Genomic DNA, 21,111 nt, shown 5'->3' with positions numbered 1-21,111 from the left:
TCTAATCCTTTTTAATAATATAACAAACTCCGTTTTTACTCATTTGAATCCTAGATTCTGATTTAATTTGACTTAAATAATCATGGGTAGCTCTGGAACATCCATCCCATGCAAAATAATCATCTATTATTATAAGCCCTCCTTTTTTAACCTTAGGATATAAATTTACAAAACAATCCATTGTTGAATCATACCAATCACCATCTAAACGTAACAAGTCTATTTTATCATCAAATTTAAAATCAGGAAGCGTTTGATTAAACCATCCTTTTACTAATTGAAAATTAGCCCTTGCCTTTTTCATTGCTGTTTCTGCTTCATACATCTCTGCTTTGCAATTATCTCTATACCTGATACTTTCCTTATTGCTTTGCCATTCATTTGCTGCTTTTCCATCAATCTCTTGTACTTCTGGCAAGCCTTCAAAACTGTCAAATAAAAAGAATTTCTTATTTGGTAAAATTTCACCTATGGCAGCAGCCATTCCACCTCTCCATACGCCACATTCCACAACTATACCATCTTTTTTATGAACATGATCCTCTATCAAGGTCAAATTATCCTTAAAAGTAATTAGAGGAACCATAGTATATTGACGATATTTATTAAATAATTTATCAGCAATTTTTTCTATAGGCTTAACTCTAATTAATTGAATATTAATTATTAGCAATAATGAATTAATCTTATTTCTGAGTGATTGTGACATCTGATTTTTCTATTAAAAATCCATTCTTATGGTTATGTGGGTAGGTTCTATTTAATTCTGGGGAATTCTCTATTTCAAAATTTACTATTTCTTTTTCCCAAAGTACTCCTCTTGAAAAGTGCTCCCCAAACCAAACAGAAACAGAATATAACCCCGGAATTAGTTTAGGTAATTCAATTTTTGAAGTTACAATTTGCAATGATAAATTATATTCAATAAACGGTGTTTGAATAGGTATTGATTGAAATATGGGTGTGCCACTTGCCGATGTGATATCATATGCTACAAATAATTTATTATGTTTTTTATTTGAAGCTATCTCTGTATTAATTTCTAAAATTAAATTTGGCTGTTTTCCTATCAATTTAATTTTGCATCTCTTAAGGTGAATTACTGAATCTGATTCTTTATCATTAATCCACTCGCTAGATTTAATTTGGTTATTTACTGAAAACATATAATTTTCCAAAGTGGCTTCTATTCCACCCTTAAACTCCATTAAGCCATCTTTTAAATATACCCCCCTACTACATAAATTCTGTACTGCACCCATATTATGACTTACAAAAACAATTGTTCTTCCATCGGTTTTGGTTACTTGATCCATTTTACCCAAGCACTTCTTTTGAAATTCGGCATCCCCTACTGCCAGTACTTCATCTACAATGAGAATTTCGGGTTCCAAGTGGGCAGCAACTGAAAAAGCTAGACGTACTTTCATGCCGGAGCTGTAGTGCTTTACAGGGGTATCCAAAAACTTTTCTACACCGCTAAAGTCCACTATCTCGTCAAATTTTTGCCTGATTTCGGCTCGCTTCATACCCAAGATGGTGCCGTTGAGGTAGATGTTCTCTCTACCTGAAAGTTCTGGGTGAAAACCAGTGCCGACTTCAAGTAGAGAAGAAACTCGCCCGTTAATTTCAAAGCGGCCTGTACTAGGATCGGTAATGCGACTGAGTATTTTTAAGAGTGTACTTTTTCCTGCTCCGTTTCTGCCAATAATGCCTACTGCTTCACCCTTCTTAATTTCAAAGTCGATATCTTTTAGTGCCCAAAAGACTTCTTTTTCGCTGGCATCGGGTTTGAAAATATTTCTTAGTTTATTGCCAATGGCATGCCGGAAGTCTCCTTCTTTTTTATGGCCGATGATGTATTGCTTGCCTAAGCCTTGTACGCTGATGGCGGTGTCTGTCATATTATGTTTTTAATGTAAAGCCTAAGGCTTTGGGCTAACCACAAAACCTGTCCCGTACTTTAGTCGGGAGTCGCAAAGGCACAAAGATTACTCAATATTAAAAAAATAAAGTTCACAGCAGTTTATATAGGCTGGTTAGTCTTTTATTTCTTCAATTGCCTCATTTAAATCTTCAAGATTTTCAGGAAGATAATTTTTGATTATATCCCAAATTAGATAATGGTCAATCCCAAAATACTCGTGTATTACCATGTTTCTCAGCGCATACATTTTTTCCATGGAACAGTTGGATACTCCTCTCTAATTTGTGGTGAAATATTTTTAGCCGCTTCACCTAGAATTTCAAAATTTCTGATAACTGCATCCACGACCTTGAAGTTATTAGCGAAACCATCATAGTCCAAATCCTTAGTATAATCTAATATTCGTTGGATAGCAGTTTGCATATCCAAAAGGTAAAGTAGCATTGGTCTATTTTTCATAGGTAATGGGCTTCATCAAGAATATTTTGTTTTATCAATTCTTTTAAAGCATTGGGGGTAACTAAATCTACTTTTTTTCCAAGTTGACTTTCCAAATAATCTTGTAAATCAAAAAATGACCATCCAATTGGTTTTTTAAATGAAACTAATATATCAATATCCGATTCTGGTTTTTGCATACCCTTAGCATAAGAACCAAAAATGGCTAATTGCTCAACTGAATATTTTTCTTTTAACTCAGTTTTTAAGGAAGTAAGCTTTGAATACAATTGTTCAGAAGTCATTTTTATATAGAATTAATTGACTTGTCCTAGTATTTATCTATTTAACAAATTGATTGTAGATGTCATCTTCTGTATTATCCCAAACTTTCTTTAGACTATTCTCGTAAGCTTTTCTGAAAACATCATCTTCTTCTTGTGATTCAAGATAAGAAAGATAGTTATATGTTTCATTCAGCAAATTTTCTTGCTTTTCCAGCGCATTAATCTTCTGTATTAGTTTTTCTTTTATTGTCATAATTTAATTTAACAATGTTTAGGTCATGGAGGTTCGGCTTCGGAATATGCACAAACACAAGCGGACGCTTGCGCTATTGTTGTGCTATTTCAGTTTGATTCTATCTGGCAAATGTTTCAAGCGTCCGATTTGAACTATAGTATTGAAATTAATACTTAAATCCTTTGTTTCAGAATTTTCACTTCTGGCTATTTTAATTATGTAATTATTAATTACTAATTACCTACGGCTCCGCCCTTTCAGTCCCATTTTTGGAACTTAGCTAGCCCCCTATAATCTCCCAAAGGGGGATGGGCACAGAATTTAATTAAGTAGTAGAAAGAAAATTTATCACTATTCTCTTTTTAGCAGTCAAACGGTTACAACCGTCAGACTAATATGCTAAAACAATCCTCTCAATGGTTCAAGCATCCGCTTGGACCAGCTTTCTCGACAATACCAGCTTTTCAGTATCTGCAAACAAGCACAAGCGGACGCCTGCGCTATTGCAGTAACTCCATTAAAAATGGTACTTCCCACCTTTATTGTCTTCCTCTTTTCCTACTTTTTTAACCTTAGCTTTACTTACTTCTGCTTTTAAGCTTAAGCCTAAACTTTCAATATATACAATTACTCTGTCTTTCTGCTCTAAAATTACTTTACCTTCCTGTCCTTTCATACCTCCGTGCTGTATTTGCACTTTATCACCAACTTGAAAAGGCTCTACACTCACTTCTTCATATTCCCCTAACAAATTTTGTATGGCTTCAATTTCCTTTGGACGAATTTTTGCATCAGCACCCAAATGACGTACGAAATTCACCACTCCGGGAGTTTGCAATATCCGTAAGCGCTCATTGTCATCTTGAAACTTTACAAATACATAGGACGGGAAAACGGCTACTTTTACTTTCTTTTTTCTGTCGGACCATTGCCTCATCACCGTTTGAGTAGGGCAATAGACTTCTATATGCTGATCGGCAAGCCTATCTGCAACCTTCTTCTCCGTTCTGGATTTCGTGTAAATGGCAAACCAATACTCCATATTATTCATTATAATATACAAAATTAAGCTTTCATAGACTTTATAAAAAGGATTTTTAGTGATTTCGATGGATTAGCTTGGCAAGTTGACGAGATAGCAGGTTTCGTGGTTGATATGTTTGAAGAGGGGAGTTGGAAGCTAGAAGTTGCACCCTTGCTAATCGCTGATATTGAATTATGCATTTAATCTATGTTCAACTAGTACACCTTGTTATTAAAGTCATAGGATTCATTTTCATTAAACCATCTTCTTAAGTCTTGAAGGGCTTTTTCGTAATCGCTTACCATTAACTCTCCAAATTCATCCGTGGGAATAGGGAAATCTTCTATAGCATGTGGCAAAGCTTCCATAATTCGATAGGCGCATGTGATTTTTTGATTGCTATTTGGGTTGGGCACACTGCAATTGGCTTCATTAGATTGAATTTGGGTTTCTAAAAATTCAAATATTGTCGGCTGTCGGGTATAGACCAGACCGGGTACAATATCATAGGCCAAAGCATCATTTATGGGCGCTTTTTGTAATCGTTTGCTGATGTAGTCGATAGCATTTTCATCTCCCATTCGGGCTAAAGCTAATCTGATATTCCATCTTGTTACTGCGTTCTTCTTTACAGTTAAAAAACTCTCAAGTTTTGGGATTGCAGATTTGATTTGTAAAAAGCCTATGAGCTTTACAAAATCATTAAAGTGAGGTGTTTCAGCATCTAGCTGGCTTAGAATTCGAGTCTTTTGGTCTTCTGTGAAGATGGTATTATTGAAATTGGTCATAGCCGAGATAGCATTTCCTGCTATTCCTCTATCCTTATCATTTAATGCATTTATTTGCTGATCAATTGCTTTTTGTTTTACTGCTTCATCATCAGAAACCTGAGCAAATCTACTGCCTAAACGATAGGCCTTCGCACGAATCCGAGCTGTGCTATCGGATTGATATTTTACCAGTTCCGAAAGCAACACATCAAAATTATTTTCCTGATCAAACAGGCTTTGAGGTGCTGTGGCATAGCTACCATTTTTGGCTTCCTGGAAATATTGGTTGAGTGGAGCAACTGGGGATTGTGCTAAAACTATAATCGAGATAAATTGTAGGGTTATGGTTAGGAGGGTTTTCATGGGGGGGTTAAAATTATGATTTTTTCCTAAATAATAAACTTTTTAAAAATCTACATCTGATTTTTGTATCCATCCTGTAACTAATCGAGATCCCAAATATTCTATTTTAAGCCAATCACCTTTATCTTTTAATATAGTAGGCACATCTCCTGACGCCATTTACATTTTAGTACGTTTATTTGGAGAAGAATGAATAACAGACTTATCAACTATTACTTCTGCTACTTTTATGTTTAAATATTAAGAGATATTGAAAGTATTGCCAAAGTTTGCACTAAGCATCCACCTTTCAGACGAAAACGAAAGTGGGATCATCTTAATTCTTACCTTCAAAAAAAGTAAATTGATCTTCAAGTTCAGATTTTTTAGTTTCAAAGTCCTTTTGAATATTCTTAGGTAAAGTCTCAATTTTTTTCAATACTACCGGCACATTTGCATAATAAATAAAGTAATCATCATTTAGATCATATTCATAAAAGTTATAATATCCTCTCTTAATACTGTCATTATAGTTTTTGATTGAACTTCTATAGATCAAAAAAACAGCGTACTTTCCACTATCAGAAAGGTTTTTAGGATTAATTCTACTAGCTTCAGAATCATCATAGAATCCAAACAGCTCCTTTGAAATGTCCATTACCCCCTCAAAAATAGTTATCGAATACAGGTAATGGTTCTCAATAACTATATATGATTCAAATCCTTCAGTTTCCTCTTCCCAAAACCCTTGTGCTTTATCCAAACTATTTTGAGAATAACTTACATGATAAGTAATTAAAAGAAAAACACACAAAGTTAATTTCTTTATATTTCTAATCGTTATCAAATACTTCATTTGCTTTGTCCGGATATTTTTTCCTCGTTGGTAAACCATTATATCCTCCATTTACTTTTTTAGTAACTAATTTAATTGTAGAAAAGTCAGTTCCTTCATCGGCTAGATCATTCATATCATCCATTTCCTACATAATCAAGGAAGCTTTCATTGCTATTTCAACATTATTTTCTAGTTCATCAATGTCTTTACCATGAAATTCTTTTTTATCATTGGGATATCTCTTATTCCACTCTTCACTTACTCTTTTATAAATTCCTCATCTAAAAATTTCTTAATTGTGAGAGAATCTTGGGTAACTTTTTCTAATATCATAATCTTTCGTTCAACTGTATATGATTTTAAACTTGAATTATAAAAATCTAATGCAGAAAGGCTAGGTAAGTTACATATTGTATCTCCTTGGTAAGTTTTAACCTGTGAAATATGATTGAATACCTGTAAACGTTGTAAATACAGCTCATTATTGAATCCTCGCTCCTTAATTAAATCTGACAATGTGTTATCTTTAAATAAACTTACCACTACAAATTTATTACAAGACCCATCGGGTTCGCAGAATAAATTAGTAGACATAAACAAATGTGAGCTTTCTTTAATTTTTTTTAAATCGTAATAGTATGGAAAAATAGAGTGAAATTGCCAAGTAGTACCCGATTTTTTAAATAAACATATTAAAGACAATTTTTCCCAGCTTTTAGCTTCTCTATTTTTATATGGTATATGTACTAAACAGTTATCATCAAAATAGAAAGTTTTATATTTATCTAACTCAAGATTTTCAATAAATGATTTAGGGAACATGTAATTTCCTGATTCTAGAATGGTTTCACGAACTTTCTTCAAATCGATTTCATTATTTGTTTCCTGTGCAAATCCTTGAGTTGAGATTAGGAAAAATAAATAAATGATATTAGTCTTTTGCTTCAAAATCTTCATATAAAATACTGTTTGCGTCTTCAGTGATTATTAAAAATTTTGAATCTGCTTCTATTATTACAATTTCAGAATTTTTAATGAATTTATTCTCATTACTCTTTTTGGCTCTTAGTATATTATCTACATCTTCCTCAAATTTTAAATCAATTTCATGAGAAGTCCATGTTTCATTTATTTTATTAATTCCACATGATTTAGGATTTCCCCAATGATCTAAGTTTCTTAAAACATTATAATTATTGTTCCATCTATAAATATTTGTTTGAATGATGGAACCACTTCTCATAACAGAATAATTTTTCAATGTATTATATAAATACTTATAAAGTATCTTATCCAGGTCACCTTTGGTATCTTTATATCTATCCTGCCCTTCGTGCCATCTGTACCCTGCCCAATGAGATAAATGTGAAATCACAGTCACGGATTCATGATTCCAATTATCTGAGTAGTCTGACTTATCTTCATTTAAAATATAATCTGGATAATCACCAGCTCCGCCATCATTTACTGCTTCATATTGCGCATTAATTATATCTTGAGAATAATCTGACTTCTCCGCTAATTCAATAAAGAAGCTTAACAATCGATTATCACGGGCAATATAATCTGCAGCTTGGTAGTTAGGAGGTGAATCTTTTAACCAGGCACCTTCCTTATTTAATACCCAAAACTTTCCATCAACTATTTTAATTCCAACATTAGCAAAAATTTGATCATAATCGATGTACTCATTCTCTATTAAGTTTTTTATAACTTTCATTAAGTCTCCAGTTACTGCGAAACCTTTTCCCCAGGTAAAATGCTCATTATCATATGTATTTATTGCACTATAGGAACCTTCGTTATTCAATTCATTAAAAATCTCTTTTTTTACAATTTTCTCAAAATCGGTTCCAGAAAATGTAGGGGAACCCAAATCAGTTCCAAAATAAACATCTCCATCACCGTACTCTTTCAATGTATTGATTCCATATATACTTTTATTTCTTCTATCATTAATTTTATTTAAATTTTCTTCTATACCAGATAAAACATCATCTGATATTGGTGAGGAAGAAAGATCTATATCATCCATCCAGTCAAATGAATCACTATTATCTAGTTGTGGGAATAGTATATTTAGAAAACGTAGCCATTTTTCTGCTTCTAAATTATCATACTTTCTACATATTTGAATTATTAAAGACGGTTCAGTTTTGCCTTCCTCTAGTAGTCCAATAATCCAATAATCTTTTCTTTCATTTGAATCTACATACAAGTGTTTTCGGTTCTCGCTTAATGCTAAATCTGACATTTTGTTTACCACGACCTTTGTGAAAACATTGTTCATGGATGTAGCTGAAGCATTTCCATAAATAGCGACATTATATTCGACTTCATTATAAATTGCCTTAACAATATAAACCTTATTTTTCTGTGCTATTATATTAGAAATTCTCTTTCCATTTCCAGTTTCTCTTATAGCCTCAATTATATCTTTTAAAACATCTGGGCTTTTTCTCATTCTTATTTCCCAATTTTCAATCCAACCTATATCTTCCTCATTTAATCCTTCTATTTCTGATTTTTTAAATTCTATTTGGATGTTTGCTGTTTCGCCATTATTAATTCCACTAACTATGGAGTTAAAATAGTTTAAATTACTTGAGTTATTATTTGAATATACTTTATCAAATAAAGTAATAAATTTATCATCTAAATTATCTGATATATGCGCACTCTCCTCATCATCCTCAAACCAACTCACCATAGCCTCCGGATCATGAACCAAGTCCCATTGGTGTTTGTAGAGGTCGGTGCCCTCTTCTTTGTAATCCATTAGGTTGTCTGTGGTATTCTTTGCTGATACGTAGCCTTCATCACTAAATGTATGGTATAACCTAAAGGCACCATGTCCTAATTCATGAGCTATTGTTTTACTCAAATTGCTGGTATTACTGGAATAAATATAACCATACTGTCTTTTAAAGGGCATAAAGCCGGCTATATCGGCTACCTCTTCATTTATTATAAAGAGGTAATAGGCATCATTATCAAATTCTACACTGCGCTTATAGTCGCGATTAAACTGCCGCATATTTTGCGGGAAGCTCGCCAGCCATCCACTCTCTCCTTCATTTAAGCTCTCCAACACTTCTGAGCCTACTTCGTAAGGTTCAGCTATGTTTAAATCCCAACTAGCTACTGCTTGTCCATAAATTTGATTTAGTTCTTGTTGAAGACTGGAAGCAACTGGAACTTGTGCATCATTCACTGGAACAATCACTACCTTATTGCTAATTAGATCGTATTGCTTCACCTTCAACTTCCCTACCGTCACTTGCTCTTCTTCGGTTTCACCTTCAGCATTGGTTCTTTCTTGCAATACAAAAGCGGTTACTTCTTCATCATCTGTGCTCGTTTGCACGCTTACACTTTTTTCATTTGCTTCCTCTGCCGGTGCAAACCCAAGGTTAGTCGATAAGTTTTTAAAAACCACCTCCTCTGGAAATTCATCCGTTCCTTTTGCCTCAGCCAGCACAGGGTCTGCACTTCCACTGGAAATTGATTTCCAAGCCATCCAATAAGCCTCTCCATTGAGGGTCGTTTGGGTATAATTTCCCGCTAAGGTTTCATACTGTTTACTATCAAAGCCATATTGCTGCTGTGGGCTTGCACTAAATTGGACAAGGTAATCGATCGTAACATCCTCAGGTACAGCATCCGGATTTGATGGATTGTCATTATAAGGCCCACTCACCTCCCCATCATCACCCACCACATACACATTCCCCTCTTCATCCTCTAGCACAGTTTCCCCATCTTCATTTTCATCTGCTGTTTCTGGATCTATTTCAGTGGTATTGCCCTCCGTATCGGTCACGGTGATGGTGCCCTCTTCTTCATCATATTCCACATCCGCTATTTCTCCTTCTATATCGATATCGGTGTCGGGTAGCTCCTCGAAACTACTATCCGCATTCTCTGTCTGTTCGCCTATTCCTTCTTCGCTGAGTTCTTCAATCACTTCATCCGTATCTAAAATAAATGGACCGTTCGGATTGAGCGTGCTTTCCACATTCCCACCTATCAATTGCTTGTCAGTGTTTACCTTGATATCATTCAGGACTGCTTCCACTCTTGCGGAGTTGAAAAGCGGGACTTCGATCAACCCCATGCCTGTATAGGTTTCACCTGTTTTGATCACTTCCGTCAGGATGACGGTGAAGCCGGCTGCCGTTATCTGGTCACCTGCGTTTAGTTGTGCTATGGGCTCCCTGTTCTCTATTAAAGGAAGATCAGATTCTGCTCCGCAATCTAAGTCTTGTACATCCTGTTCAGGAGTGGAGAGTGTCAAGGTGTTTTCTGCCGTTCCCTCTAGGGCACCACAACTAGGCAATACTCTAATCTGGTATTCTGTATTAGCTTGTAGATCATAGACCACCTTGGTTTCTATGTTGGTGCCATAGTTGATCCATTTTTCTTCTCCTTTCTCTCTGATTTGGGCTACATAACGATTGTGGTTCCAGCCACCTTCCCAAGTGATGCGGATCCGGTCGGTGCCCAGTGCCTCTGCCCCCAAATTGGTAATAGGAAGGCACTCATCCCCATATTTAAACCAGCGCACTTCGCTCTTGCCTTGGTTTTTAAATAAATCCCTACCGTTAAGGTTAACAGCTTGTACCTGCCAGGCATAGCTCCTTCCCGGGATCAGCATGGCATCGTTCAATCCATAAAAATAACTGGTAGTCATGATTCTCCTTTCAAACAGTGGACGGGTTGTCCTTGCCACTTCGTTGGCATCCCGTCCTTCTGGCCAGATCTCCCAAAGCTTGAAGATATATTCGGTTTCGAAGGCACTGTTGGGAGAGGAAGTATGTCTTGGCGTCCATTGGAACTGTACTTGCTGCGGGTCTTGTATGCGGATTTTTTCTTGAAAGGGAAGATTCAGCAATGGCGGATCGTTGAGCACCAGCCACGCTATGGAAGTACCGATATTGCTGACCCTATTGTTTCTGTTATAATCCAATACCTCAATCTTAAAATGATAAAAGCCTTCTGGCAGTTTCTGGGTAGAGGCCAGTTTGCTGCGATTAATGCCGCTGACTTCCATATTTTGGATGTTGAGGTATTGGGTCAGGTCGGTGGCATCCACTTGGTAGGGGATTCCGGGGTTCAATCTGATTGGACCAGGACTGAAGCCTTGCCTGGTTCTGAGTCTAATTCCTGCCCCTTCTATGGTGATTCGAAGTTTTGCTTGATAATCGGTCTTGGTGAAATCCTTCAACAACAACTGGATGTTCCACTTCTTTTGGCTTGCATCGCTGTAGTCTGAGAGGTACAGGCTATAAGGAGTCATCAGGTTGGAAGTGACTTGGACAGGGTTGGAGGCGTTTTGGGAATATACCGTTGCTGGTATTAATAAGATGATGGCAATTGATAATGAGCACACAAGGTGCGTTAGCTTTGAAATGTACTTGGAGCACGAGCTAGAAGCTCGCGCTAACATTTTGGTGCTGGAAGCTCGCGCTATCAGGTATGGTTTTGGTTGAAGTTTAATGTCTGGGGATTTCTTTGGTTCTTTCTTTCTTTATTTTAAATCCAAAAGTATGGGTTTTGGGGCGATTTCAAAAAACTATTGAGATTTTTTAGTATTAACTAGATTTGGATGTTAATTTTTTGTGGAATAGATCTTAGCATTTTTAGCGAGGTTTATTAATCAATTCTTTCCGAATGAAATTTCATCAGGCAATTCATTCTCATCATCTTTCTGATATGGAAAATGGGAAGCCAGCTGTTCTCCGGCCATTTTGATGCCTTCGCTCAATCCTGCAGTTAAATCTCCATTTTTAAAATGGGAAAGCATATGTTCTTTAATGTCGTCCCAGAAGTGCTCAGGCACTTTATTGTTGATACCTGCATCACCTAAAATGGCAAATTTGTGATCTTTGATGGCCATATAGAACAGAACCCCATTACGCAATTCAGTCTTGTGCATTTTCAAGGTTTTGAAAATATGGGCTGCATGATCCATCACATCTTCCTTGCAATGATTTTCCAAATGAACCTGGATTTCACCTGATGTGTTTTTTTCCGCTTCTTTAATTGCGTTTACAATTTGTTTCTTTTCCTCTTCGGTAAATGCGTCTTTTGCCATGATGTAAAAATAATAAATCTTGAGAGGAATACGGTAAGGAAATGCAATTGTTATTGATTATGACAATTATTGAAAGCGAATACCATCTGGTTCAATATGGTGCTGCCTTTCAATCTCCTCAAAAGAAGCTTTTCTGACAGAGATTATATTTCCTTTAAAAAAAAGATCTTGCCCAGCAAGAGGATGATTAAAATCAACTTTAACTTCCTTTTTGTTTTTATCTATGATTTTTCCGCTTTGAGATTCTTCACTGTTTTCATATCGAATGTAAGCACCTACTTCCAAAGTCTCTTTCGTATAGCCTTCCTTTTCAGTAAATTCTTCAATAGGAATTGTTTTTATGAGGCTTTCATCTTTTTTGCCGTAAGCAAAATCAGCAGGAAGCCTAAATGCGAAGGTTTCATTATGAGTTTTTCCTTTTAGTTGCTCTTCAAAATAAGGGAGCATTTTGCCTGTCCCGAATAAAAACCTTAATGGATAGGATTGTCCCGAGAAATCCACCAATTCTCCTTCTTCATCTTTTTTTCGCACATGATAGGATAAAGTGACCACTGTGTTTTCTTGAATTTCCATATTATATCAACTTGTTAGAAGTGCGGATGTTTGATTAGAATTAACTGTTTTTATTGTAATATAAATTACCGTAATTTGCATTACAATAAATTAATCATGAGATTTTACAATAGAGAATCAGAACTAGAGAACTTAGCACTTATTAAAAAGCGGTCACTAACTAATGCTCAGATGACTGTAATGGTGGGAAGGAGAAGGATCGGTAAAACCAGTTTGATTAAAAAAAGCATAGATCAAGATTCCACTGCTGTATATCTTTTTGTTGCCAAAAAGTCCGAGCAACTTCTATGTGCTGAATTTTTAGAACTTATTCAATTTCAACTAAAAAAACAACCTCATGGTGAAATTACCCAATTCAGTCAGCTCTTTTCATGGTTGATGGATATTTCTAAAGAAATTCCATTTACGCTAGCAATTGATGAATTTCAAGAATTTCTATCTATAAATCCTTCAATCATGAGTGAAATGCAAAATATTTGGGATAGTAATAAAGAGGGAAGTCAGATTAATTTAATTTTGTGTGGCTCTATCTATTCCTTAATGAAGCGCATTTTTGAAAACTCAAAAGAACCGCTTTTTTCAAGAGCTACCGCTCGGATGAACATAAAACCTTTTAAGATTAATGTGCTTCAGGAAATCCTGCAAGATCAAGTGAAGAATGCATCGTATCAAAATATTTTTCCATTCTATATTTTTACTGGAGGTGTTGCTAAATATGTTGAAAACTTAATTATGGCAGAAGCTTTTGATTTAGAATCTATCTTAAATGAGATATTTAGAGAGAATTCTCTATTTCTAGATGAAGGTAAAAATGTTTTGACAGATGAATTAGGAAAAGATTATCATACTCATTTTTCGATTTTGACCCTGATAGCTTCTTCCAAAACATCCCGAACTGAAATTGAGTCTATACTGGGAGGATCAATAGGAGGTTTTTTAGATAGACTAGAAAATGAATATCAGATTATTGAAAAAGTAAAACCGATTTTTGCAAAGCCAAACAGTCGTAAAATCAAATATCAGATAAAAGATAATTTTCTAAATTTTTGGTTTCGTTTTATTTATAAAAACAGAAGTGCAATTGAAATAGGAAATTATGATTATGTAAAAGAAATAGTAAATCGTGATTTTAATACTTTCAGCGGTCATATGCTGGAACGGTATTTTAGGCAGCAGTTTGAGGAGTCTGGCAATTTTTCAATGGTAGGTAACTACTGGGAAAAAGGGAATCTAAATGAAATTGATTTAATCGCCATAAATGAGCTAGAAAAAAAGATGATTTTAGCTGAGGTGAAGCTTAATAAAAAGAAAATTGATTTAAAAAAGCTTGAAAGTAAATCAGAGAAATTATTGAAAGATTTTAAAGAGTATAAAATTGAATATACCGGCTTATCATTAGAAGATATGCAGCGGAAAAACAAATAAAGGCTTCTGAAAATCTCCCAGAAGCCTAATGTATTCAAAATCCTGTTAAGCTAAAACTCTTCTACTTTTGTGTGTTTTCACCCAAAAATTTGCAATGAACGCCTCTTGAGTCTCTCAGAATCTTGAAGGTGAGAACACCTTCAAGGGGGGTAGGTGGATTAATAGAAAACACCTTCTAGAATGAGAGACGATATGCCTTTTTTTTATAAGTTAAATTGTTTTTAGTCAAAAGTCACTTCAGGCACTTCATCAGCTCCTTCGTCTGCTTCAAAATATCCTTTCTTTTCAAAGCCATACATTCCCGCTAGCATCGTTTGTGGAAACTTTCTAATGTAGGTATTGTATTCCTGAGTCACTTCATTGAACCTTCTTCTTTCTACTGCAATTCTATTTTCAGTTCCTTCCAGTTGATCTTGAAGCTTAATGAAATTCTGATTTGCCTTCAGGTCAGGATATCTTTCTACTACCACCATCAGTCGGGATAAAGCTGAACTTAATCCTTGCTGTGCTTGCTGAAATTGTTCCAATTTTTCAGGACTCAAATCATCAGCATTAACGTTTACGCCTGTTGCTTTAGATCGTGCTTCAATTACACCTTGCAAAGTTTCTTGCTCAAAATCAGCATATCCTTTCACTGTATTCACCAAATTGGGAATTAAATCCGCTCTTCTTTGGTACACATTTTCAACTTGCGCCCATGCGCCCGTCACTTGTTCTTCCTTATTCACCATATTGTTGTAGGAACCTGCAAAAAGTCGATAAAGTATAAAAACAATAACGACTATTACGCCTATGGTAATTAAAAGTCCTTTTTTCATATTAGTTAGATTAGGTTTTTTATTTAAATCATTAGCATATTGATTACGAAGGTAGCAGAGAAATGTTGATTTTTAAATTCATTTTACATTAATGCCAATAAATGATTTTTGAAACCTTATTTTTACATCGAGTCTAGAAACAAAGCAATAAAATTATGTTGAAAAAGATTGGCGGCTACAGTATTTTGGTAGTTATATTGTTAGGAATAATTTATTTCTTCTTACCCAATTATGCACAAAAGGCATTTCTTCATTTAACTGCTAATATTGATGATTATGAAATTTTTGAGAATAGAACTATAGCAGCCAGCAATCCTGAAGCCTGGGAAAAATCCCCTCAATACAATCAATATGAAATGGGGCAGACCTATCAAGAAGAGCTTGAGTCTTATGAAACTACTGCATTTTTGGTTGTGAAAGATACAGCTCTATTTTATGAAAAATATTATTTAGGCTATGATGAAACTGAAATTTCCAATTCGTTTTCTGCTGCCAAAAGCATAGTAAGTTTATTAATAGGAATTGCAATTGAAGAGGGTAAAATCGAAAGCGTATTTCAGCCTGTTTCCGATTTTTTAGAATCTTTTCAAGAAGGTGAAAAGTCGAAGATCATGATAAAGAATTTGCTGACCATGAGTTCAGGCATTGATTGGAACGAAGCTTATATGAGTCCTTTTTCTAAAACAACGGATGCCTATTATGGAAATGACTTAAAAAGTTTAGTGGCTGAATTGGAGGTTTCAGGTGAACCTTCTCAAGAATTTGCTTATAAGAGTATCAATACACAAATTTTAGCGGAAGTGCTAGAATCAGCTACTGGTCAATCTATAAGCGACTATGCTACCAACCGCTTATGGAGAAAAATAGGGGCTGAGCAAGATGCGCTTTGGAGCTTGGACAGAGCAGGAGGAATGGAAAAAGCATTTTGTTGTTTTAATAGCACGGCCAGAGACTTTGCCAGAATTGGTCAGTTAGTTTTGAACAAAGGAAAGTGGAATGGGGAGCAAGTAGTTCCAGCTGAATATATTGAAATGGCCACTATGCCTGCTCGATTGATCAGATCAGGAGAACTTATTCCTCATTATGGTTATCAGTGGTGGATTTTGAATTATAAGGGCAAGCAAATTCCTTATGCAAGAGGCATTTTAGGACAATACATCTTTGTTTTGAAAGATAAAAATGCTGTGGTAGTAAGATTAGGAAAAAGTAGAAGTAAACTTTACACAGATGAACATCCAAATGATGTTTTTACCTATGTAGAAGCAGCTTATGAATTATTAAAGTAGAGGAAATGGAATTTACAAAGATTTTAAGAATTGTATATTGGATATTGGTTGTCATCATGATTATGGTATTCTACTATAGTTTGCGTTATGCAGGAGAACAAGCAATGGAGTATACTTTCGTGGCACTTGCCTTCTGGACTGCTGCCTTTGTTTTAAATAGATATATTAGGAAGAAAAAATCTCAAGAGGAAGATTAGATATTCAGAACTTGAAATTCAAGTAGTATGATGTAGGGTTTTATCAGTATTTCAAATTGCTTTCTGGTTTTATTGATTGAGGTGACATACCTTACAGAAGATTTTCCAAACGAACTTATGTGTTGTAACACTTATTAATAACCATCCTCACATATTTGCCGCTCATCGAAATTAAAAGTACTTTTTTGTAGATAAAATATTACAATACGAATATTTGTTTTAATTTCGATTCACTAACTAAGAAAACTAAGTCTAATTGAAGAAGCTGGTCCTCAACATTTTAAATGCAGAAGAGCCGGAGTCCAAGCGAGTATTTTTATTGCTCCTTATGGGATTCTTTATGGGCTTTTTTGTGTCTGGTCTTTCGGTAGGTGCAGAGTCCTTGTTTTTGAACAACTTCAATGAAGAGACCGATTTACCTTTAGCCATTGTGGTTTCTGGTGCAATTGGAGTAGTGGCAACTTATCTTTTCAATTATTTTCAATCAAAAACCAGTTTTGTTCGATTAGCAGGATATACCCTACTTATCATATTTTTACTCTTAATTGCAGTGGAAATAGCTTATTCGTACCTTCCAGATGTATCACCTTTATATTTTATTACTTTCACCTTCGTACTTCCATTTACATACCTGATATTACTGATATTCTGGGGTGCTTTTGGTCGCTTATTTGATTTACGTCAATCCAAAAGAATTATTGGTGGAATTGATACTGGCCAATTGACGGCATCGATTTTGGCTTTATTGATCATTATACCCTATTTATTGAACCGACCTGATTTTGCTGAAAAAGATTTAATTACCATGAGTGTTATTAGCCTTGGCGGAATGTTTTTATCCTTCCTGTGGCTAATGAATAGTTCGAAAGAATTCTTAATTAAAGCAGGTAGAAATAAATTTGTTCCGTACAAAAAAGTACTCACAGACAAATATATGCTGTTGATGGTGGGCTTTGTTTTAGTGAGTGTTGTGGCCATTACCTTTATTGATTACTCATTCTTCAGTGTTGCCTCCGCTCAGTTTAATGAGAGCAACTTAGCTACCTTTTTAGCTTATTTCAATGGTACAATCATTATTTTCAGCTTTCTATTTCAAACATTTGCAACGGATAAGATCATTGCTCTTTATGGGTTGAAAGTGTCCTTACTGATCAATCCTATCTTGATCCTCATTATGGTTGGTGCAGCCTGTCTGATTGGCGCTGGCTTCGGTTTCACTCCAGATGACCCAACTTTTATTTTCTTCTTTGTGATTATTGCAGTAAGTAAACTCTTTGTTACTTCTCTAAAAGATGCCTTGGATGAGCCTGCGTTCAAGCTCTATTTCCTTCCGCTTGATGTGGAAAGTAGGTTTGATATTCAAGTAAAAATTCAAGGCTTAGTAAATGCTTTTGCAGGGATGATAGCCGGTGCTATCATTATTTTACTAAACAATGTAGAGGTCTTTAATCTCTTAACAATTTCAATCGCAGTTATTCCATTATTGCTAATATGGTATTTAGTGACACAAAAACTACATAAAGGCTATCGATCAACGCTGCAAGGCACATTAGTAAGGAATAAAGAAAAGAATAAGGTTGATGAAAATGAAAATTCTATCAGCAGACTATTGCAGAAGCAGGTCAATAGCAAGGAGGAACATAAGAGGCTTTATAGTTTAAAGCTAATGGAAAAGCTTGAGCCAGAGGAATTTTCATCTTTTAAAGAGAATTTTAAAGGCGATATTTCACCCAAGATGCAAGAATACATTGGTGAAAAGAACCAAGCTTCTTCAGAAGGATCAGGCTTAACATTAAGAAAGTTGGCTGAAAAAGCCTTGAAAGAGAGTCAATCGAGAGATGTAACCCCAGTAACATTTGAGCAATTAAGTACCTGGGCAAGATCATTGGAAGCTGACAAAAGGCTCTACACAGCAAGAATTTTTAGGCAACATGCCGATGCTAAAAATATTTTCTTACTACTAGATCTCTTAAAGGATGCAAATCTAAGAGTTAGGATGGATGCTATAGAAACCGCCAGGATTCTGAAGCGCCATGAAACTTGGAATGTATTGATTGACATGTTGGATTCAGAAAAATTCGGGCATGCTGCAGCAGCGGCTTTGGTTGCTGCAAGAGGAGATGTGCTTCATCATTTGGAGTCAGCTTTTCATAAATCGGGACAATCCGATAAAATAAAAATGGCAGTAGTTCGGATAATGGGTAAAATAGGAGGAGATGAAGCTGAAAAGCTCCTTTTAAAGAAGATTGACTTTCCTGACAAACGAATTGTATACGAAATGCTGAATGGCTTTGGCTATGAAGATTTCAATGCACAAGGGAATCAAGCACAAATTATTATTACTCTAATTGAAGAAGAAATTGGAAAAACGGTTTGGAACATGGCGGCTTTAACCGAACTGCCAAAAGAAGATCAGTATTATGTTCTTCGTCAAGCCTTCAAAGAAGAAATCAGTCATAATTATGAGCAGATTTTCTTATTTCTATCCTTGATATATGATACAGAATCAGTTTCGTTGGTCAAGGAAAATATATTGTCTGAAACATCTGAGGGAATTGCTTATGGAATTGAGCTGCTTGATATGTTTATTAATTCAGAACTAAAATCTAAGCTCTTTCCCTTAATTGATGATATTTCTGTAAGTGAAAAAATTAAAGCATTAGATCATTTCTTTCCTAGAGAGCATTTTGAGCCGTTAAGACTTCTAAATAATATATTAAACCGAGATTTTAATCAGTTATCCAGATGGATAAAGGCTTGTGCATTATACAATTTGGCTTTTCAGAATGAATATGAACCCGACTATGCTGTAATAGCCCATATATTTAATGATGATAGATTGTTACAAGAAGTTGCTGCCTGGCTACTTTACCATAGGTCACCCAATAAATTTGAGGCCGTAATTGAAAGGGTAAAACAGGAAGATCAAGATGATTTAATTGAGACCATTGCTCACAATCAATTAGAAGATGGATTAAATGATGGCTATTTTCTTTTAGTAGAAATAGTAATGTTTTTGAAGAAAATTAAGGTGTTTTCTCACATAAACGGGGCACAGCTCTGTGATCTGGCTGATAATACTCATATACTTCGAATGACTGAAGGAGAGTCAATAGATTTAACAGATGCTGAAAATAATGCAATCTATGTTGTAGCTGAAGGAAGATTCAAATTAGAAGCTGAGTTTGAAGCAGATATTATCTTGGAAGAGAATGATGTTTATGGTGAATTATTTGTACCTGAGAAGCACCTTAAAGCTACTAAAATTACAGCTGACTCTGATTCCGTTATTTTCCAATTGAATATTAATAATTTCTACACGCTGATGTCTAGAAGTCAGGAGTTTACTAATCAAATTTTTACTGCTATAACCCAACATTATCAATCAATAGTATGAGTGAAAACCTGAATATAAATATTATATACGCTGAAGATGATAATAAGCCTATCATGCAAAATAGGGGGTGGGTAAGCTTTTTTGAGAAATTCCTCAGTATGATGCTCAAGCAGACCATGAACAGGCAATTTCAAATTCATTTGATGTCTGATTCTTTTGAAAACTCTTCACCGAAGGATGGAATATATATTCCTATTCTCTCACCAGATTTTATTTTATCTGGAGTAAGTTTAGATAGACTAGAAGCCTTGTTCCTTAACAAAAGTAGTGAAAAGATACACGACAGAGTATTTCCGGTGTTTAAATCCCCTTTAGACTTTGTTGACATTCCTGAAAAACTTCGTCCATTAAGAGCTTACATTTTCTATTTGGATTATGAAAATCACGAAAAGGAACTTTCAGACTTTTTCAGCAAAGAGGCTGAAAAGGGCTATTGGATGAAGATGGTGGATTTATGCTTTGATATTTATGAAACCGTATTGAAAATGGGCAATGAGAATAATAATGGAGATTTAATTCATAATAGAAGGTCGGTATACTTGGCGGACACTGGTCAAGATTTGGCAGGCGCAAGGAATATAATCAAACGGGAATTAAGCCGTCATGGATATGAGGTTTATCCTAAGGGATTATTACCACATAATTTCACAGAAATGAAAAAATCCATTAAAGAGGATTTGAAAAAGTGCCAGTTTTCCATTCATATGGTTGGCGCTTCATATGGTTCCATACCGCATGGTTCAGACTCATCTGTTATGGATATTCAAAATGGCTTAGCAGCAGATCAATATGAAGAGTCGCCAAATAGTTTTAATCGCCTAATATGGATCAGCCCTTCATTGAAATTTGCCAGCGAAAAGCAAAAATCATTCATTCATAATATAAAAAGAGATGATAAATCTTCTTTAGGAGCCGAGGTATTGCAAACCTCTCTTGAAGATTTCAAAAACACTTTATGGGAGGAACTCTTAGATAGCGGATTAAATAAAAAGTTAAGAAACGCCTATCCCCAGGAAGACCAAAAATTACCTATCATATATTTAATTTATGATGAGTCGGATCAAAAGGAAGCTGAAAGATTAATCTCTAAAATTGATGACCAACAAGTTAAAATATTGACTTTGGAAAGTCAGGGAGGATTAATGGAATTGAGGAATAAGCATATCGATGCTTTGAAGCAGATGGATGCTGCTATAGTATTCCAAGAAAATGTTAATAATCAATGGGTTTACATGAAATTGTTGGATTTGTTGAAGGCGCCCGGTTTTGGAAGATCAAAGCCCATTTTAGGCAAAATGTTTAAATCTAAGAAGGCAAAGGGCTCTGAGAATGAGTATGTTAACCAATACGAAGTTGAGGTAGATATTAGTGAAGATTCAAAAAAATTGAATAAATTTATAAAGGATATAAAAGCGGCATTTGATAAAACGCAGCTAGAAATGGCAGGAGATAGCTAA

The 21,111-nt window shown here is 35.1% G+C and carries 18 protein-coding genes and 1 pseudogene; 5 read left to right on the top strand and 14 right to left on the bottom strand.

Features of this window, described 5'->3' with window-relative positions; translation table 11 throughout:
• Position 1 precedes the first annotated feature (1 nt).
• From FTRAC_RS11060 to FTRAC_RS11000, 13 genes and pseudogenes are all read right to left on the bottom strand, one after another.
• Positions 2-709, bottom strand: a complete 708-nt coding sequence (locus FTRAC_RS11060) for a TylF/MycF/NovP-related O-methyltransferase (RefSeq protein WP_013454338.1) — start codon at positions 707-709, stop codon at positions 2-4.
• On the bottom strand, positions 687-1,904 hold the full coding sequence (locus FTRAC_RS11055; protein ID WP_013454337.1) for an ABC transporter ATP-binding protein: 1,218 nt from the start codon (positions 1,902-1,904) through the stop codon (positions 687-689). The genes FTRAC_RS11060 and FTRAC_RS11055 overlap by 23 nt, the downstream gene beginning before the upstream one ends.
• A 135-nt stretch (positions 1,905-2,039) precedes the next feature.
• Positions 2,040-2,350, bottom strand: a pseudogene (locus tag FTRAC_RS20200) (HepT-like ribonuclease domain-containing protein).
• 32 nt (positions 2,351-2,382) lie between these two features.
• Positions 2,383-2,670, bottom strand: coding sequence for a nucleotidyltransferase family protein (locus FTRAC_RS11045; RefSeq protein ID WP_013454336.1), 288 nt, complete (start codon positions 2,668-2,670; stop codon positions 2,383-2,385).
• Positions 2,671-2,707: 37 nt separating this feature from the next.
• The gene (locus tag FTRAC_RS11040) at positions 2,708-2,905 is read right to left on the bottom strand and encodes a hypothetical protein (protein ID WP_013454335.1); all 198 of its coding nucleotides are present in this window, start codon (positions 2,903-2,905) and stop codon (positions 2,708-2,710) included.
• A 499-nt stretch (positions 2,906-3,404) separates the two neighbouring features.
• Positions 3,405-3,929, bottom strand: a complete 525-nt coding sequence (locus FTRAC_RS11035; RefSeq protein ID WP_013454334.1) for a UpxY family transcription antiterminator — start codon at positions 3,927-3,929, stop codon at positions 3,405-3,407.
• A gap of 197 nt (positions 3,930-4,126) precedes the next feature.
• A complete protein-coding gene (locus FTRAC_RS19300) occupies positions 4,127-5,044 on the bottom strand; it encodes a hypothetical protein (RefSeq protein WP_013454333.1) in 918 nt (305 codons plus the stop codon).
• Between the two features lie 316 nt (positions 5,045-5,360).
• Entirely contained in the window at positions 5,361-5,879 is a 519-nt protein-coding gene (locus FTRAC_RS11025) for a hypothetical protein (RefSeq protein ID WP_013454331.1), read from the bottom strand.
• Positions 5,857-6,003 carry a hypothetical protein gene (locus FTRAC_RS19805; protein WP_185094396.1) on the bottom strand — a complete coding sequence of 49 codons (147 nt, stop codon included), beginning with the start codon at positions 6,001-6,003 and terminating at the stop codon, positions 5,857-5,859. The genes FTRAC_RS11025 and FTRAC_RS19805 overlap by 23 nt, the downstream gene beginning before the upstream one ends.
• Positions 6,004-6,119: 116 nt before the next feature.
• Entirely contained in the window at positions 6,120-6,818 is a 699-nt protein-coding gene (locus tag FTRAC_RS11020) for a hypothetical protein (RefSeq protein WP_013454330.1), read from the bottom strand.
• Positions 6,793-11,253, bottom strand: a complete 4,461-nt coding sequence (locus FTRAC_RS11015; protein WP_148230072.1) for a fibronectin type III domain-containing protein — start codon at positions 11,251-11,253, stop codon at positions 6,793-6,795. The genes FTRAC_RS11020 and FTRAC_RS11015 overlap by 26 nt, the downstream gene beginning before the upstream one ends.
• 267 nt (positions 11,254-11,520) lie before the next feature.
• On the bottom strand, positions 11,521-11,958 hold the full coding sequence (locus FTRAC_RS11005; protein WP_013454328.1) for a TPM domain-containing protein: 438 nt from the start codon (positions 11,956-11,958) through the stop codon (positions 11,521-11,523).
• Positions 11,959-12,024: 66 nt separating this feature from the next.
• Positions 12,025-12,531, bottom strand: coding sequence for an FKBP-type peptidyl-prolyl cis-trans isomerase (locus tag FTRAC_RS11000; protein WP_013454327.1), 507 nt, complete (start codon positions 12,529-12,531; stop codon positions 12,025-12,027).
• Positions 12,532-12,627: 96 nt separating this feature from the next.
• On the opposite strand from FTRAC_RS11000, the gene FTRAC_RS10995 reads away from it, so the two are divergent.
• On the top strand, positions 12,628-13,956 hold the full coding sequence (locus tag FTRAC_RS10995; protein WP_041649759.1) for an ATP-binding protein: 1,329 nt from the start codon (positions 12,628-12,630) through the stop codon (positions 13,954-13,956).
• A gap of 221 nt (positions 13,957-14,177) precedes the next feature.
• Here the strand turns inward: FTRAC_RS10995 and FTRAC_RS10990 are convergent, their stop codons facing one another.
• On the bottom strand, positions 14,178-14,774 hold the full coding sequence (locus FTRAC_RS10990) for a LemA family protein (RefSeq protein WP_013454325.1): 597 nt from the start codon (positions 14,772-14,774) through the stop codon (positions 14,178-14,180).
• Positions 14,775-14,929: 155 nt separating this feature from the next.
• Between FTRAC_RS10990 and FTRAC_RS10985 the strand changes: the two genes are divergently transcribed.
• The 4 genes from FTRAC_RS10985 (at position 14,930) to FTRAC_RS10970 (ending at position 21,111) form a co-directional block, all read left to right on the top strand.
• On the top strand, positions 14,930-16,060 hold the full coding sequence (locus tag FTRAC_RS10985; RefSeq protein ID WP_013454324.1) for a serine hydrolase domain-containing protein: 1,131 nt from the start codon (positions 14,930-14,932) through the stop codon (positions 16,058-16,060).
• A gap of 5 nt (positions 16,061-16,065) precedes the next feature.
• Positions 16,066-16,257 carry a hypothetical protein gene (locus tag FTRAC_RS10980; RefSeq protein ID WP_013454323.1) on the top strand — a complete coding sequence of 64 codons (192 nt, stop codon included), beginning with the start codon at positions 16,066-16,068 and terminating at the stop codon, positions 16,255-16,257.
• Positions 16,258-16,513: 256 nt separating this feature from the next.
• Positions 16,514-19,654 (top strand): cyclic nucleotide-binding protein, encoded by a 3,141-nt coding sequence (locus tag FTRAC_RS10975; RefSeq protein ID WP_013454322.1) that lies wholly within the window; start codon positions 16,514-16,516, stop codon positions 19,652-19,654.
• On the top strand, positions 19,651-21,111 hold the full coding sequence (locus tag FTRAC_RS10970; protein ID WP_013454321.1) for a DUF4062 domain-containing protein: 1,461 nt from the start codon (positions 19,651-19,653) through the stop codon (positions 21,109-21,111). The genes FTRAC_RS10975 and FTRAC_RS10970 overlap by 4 nt, the downstream gene beginning before the upstream one ends.

Origin of the sequence: Marivirga tractuosa DSM 4126, from assembly GCF_000183425.1 — a bacterium.
Lineage (GTDB): Bacteria > Bacteroidota > Bacteroidia > Cytophagales > Cyclobacteriaceae > Marivirga > Marivirga tractuosa.
Note: the sequence above shows the minus strand (reverse complement) of the source record. Positions and strands in the feature narration are given on the sequence as shown.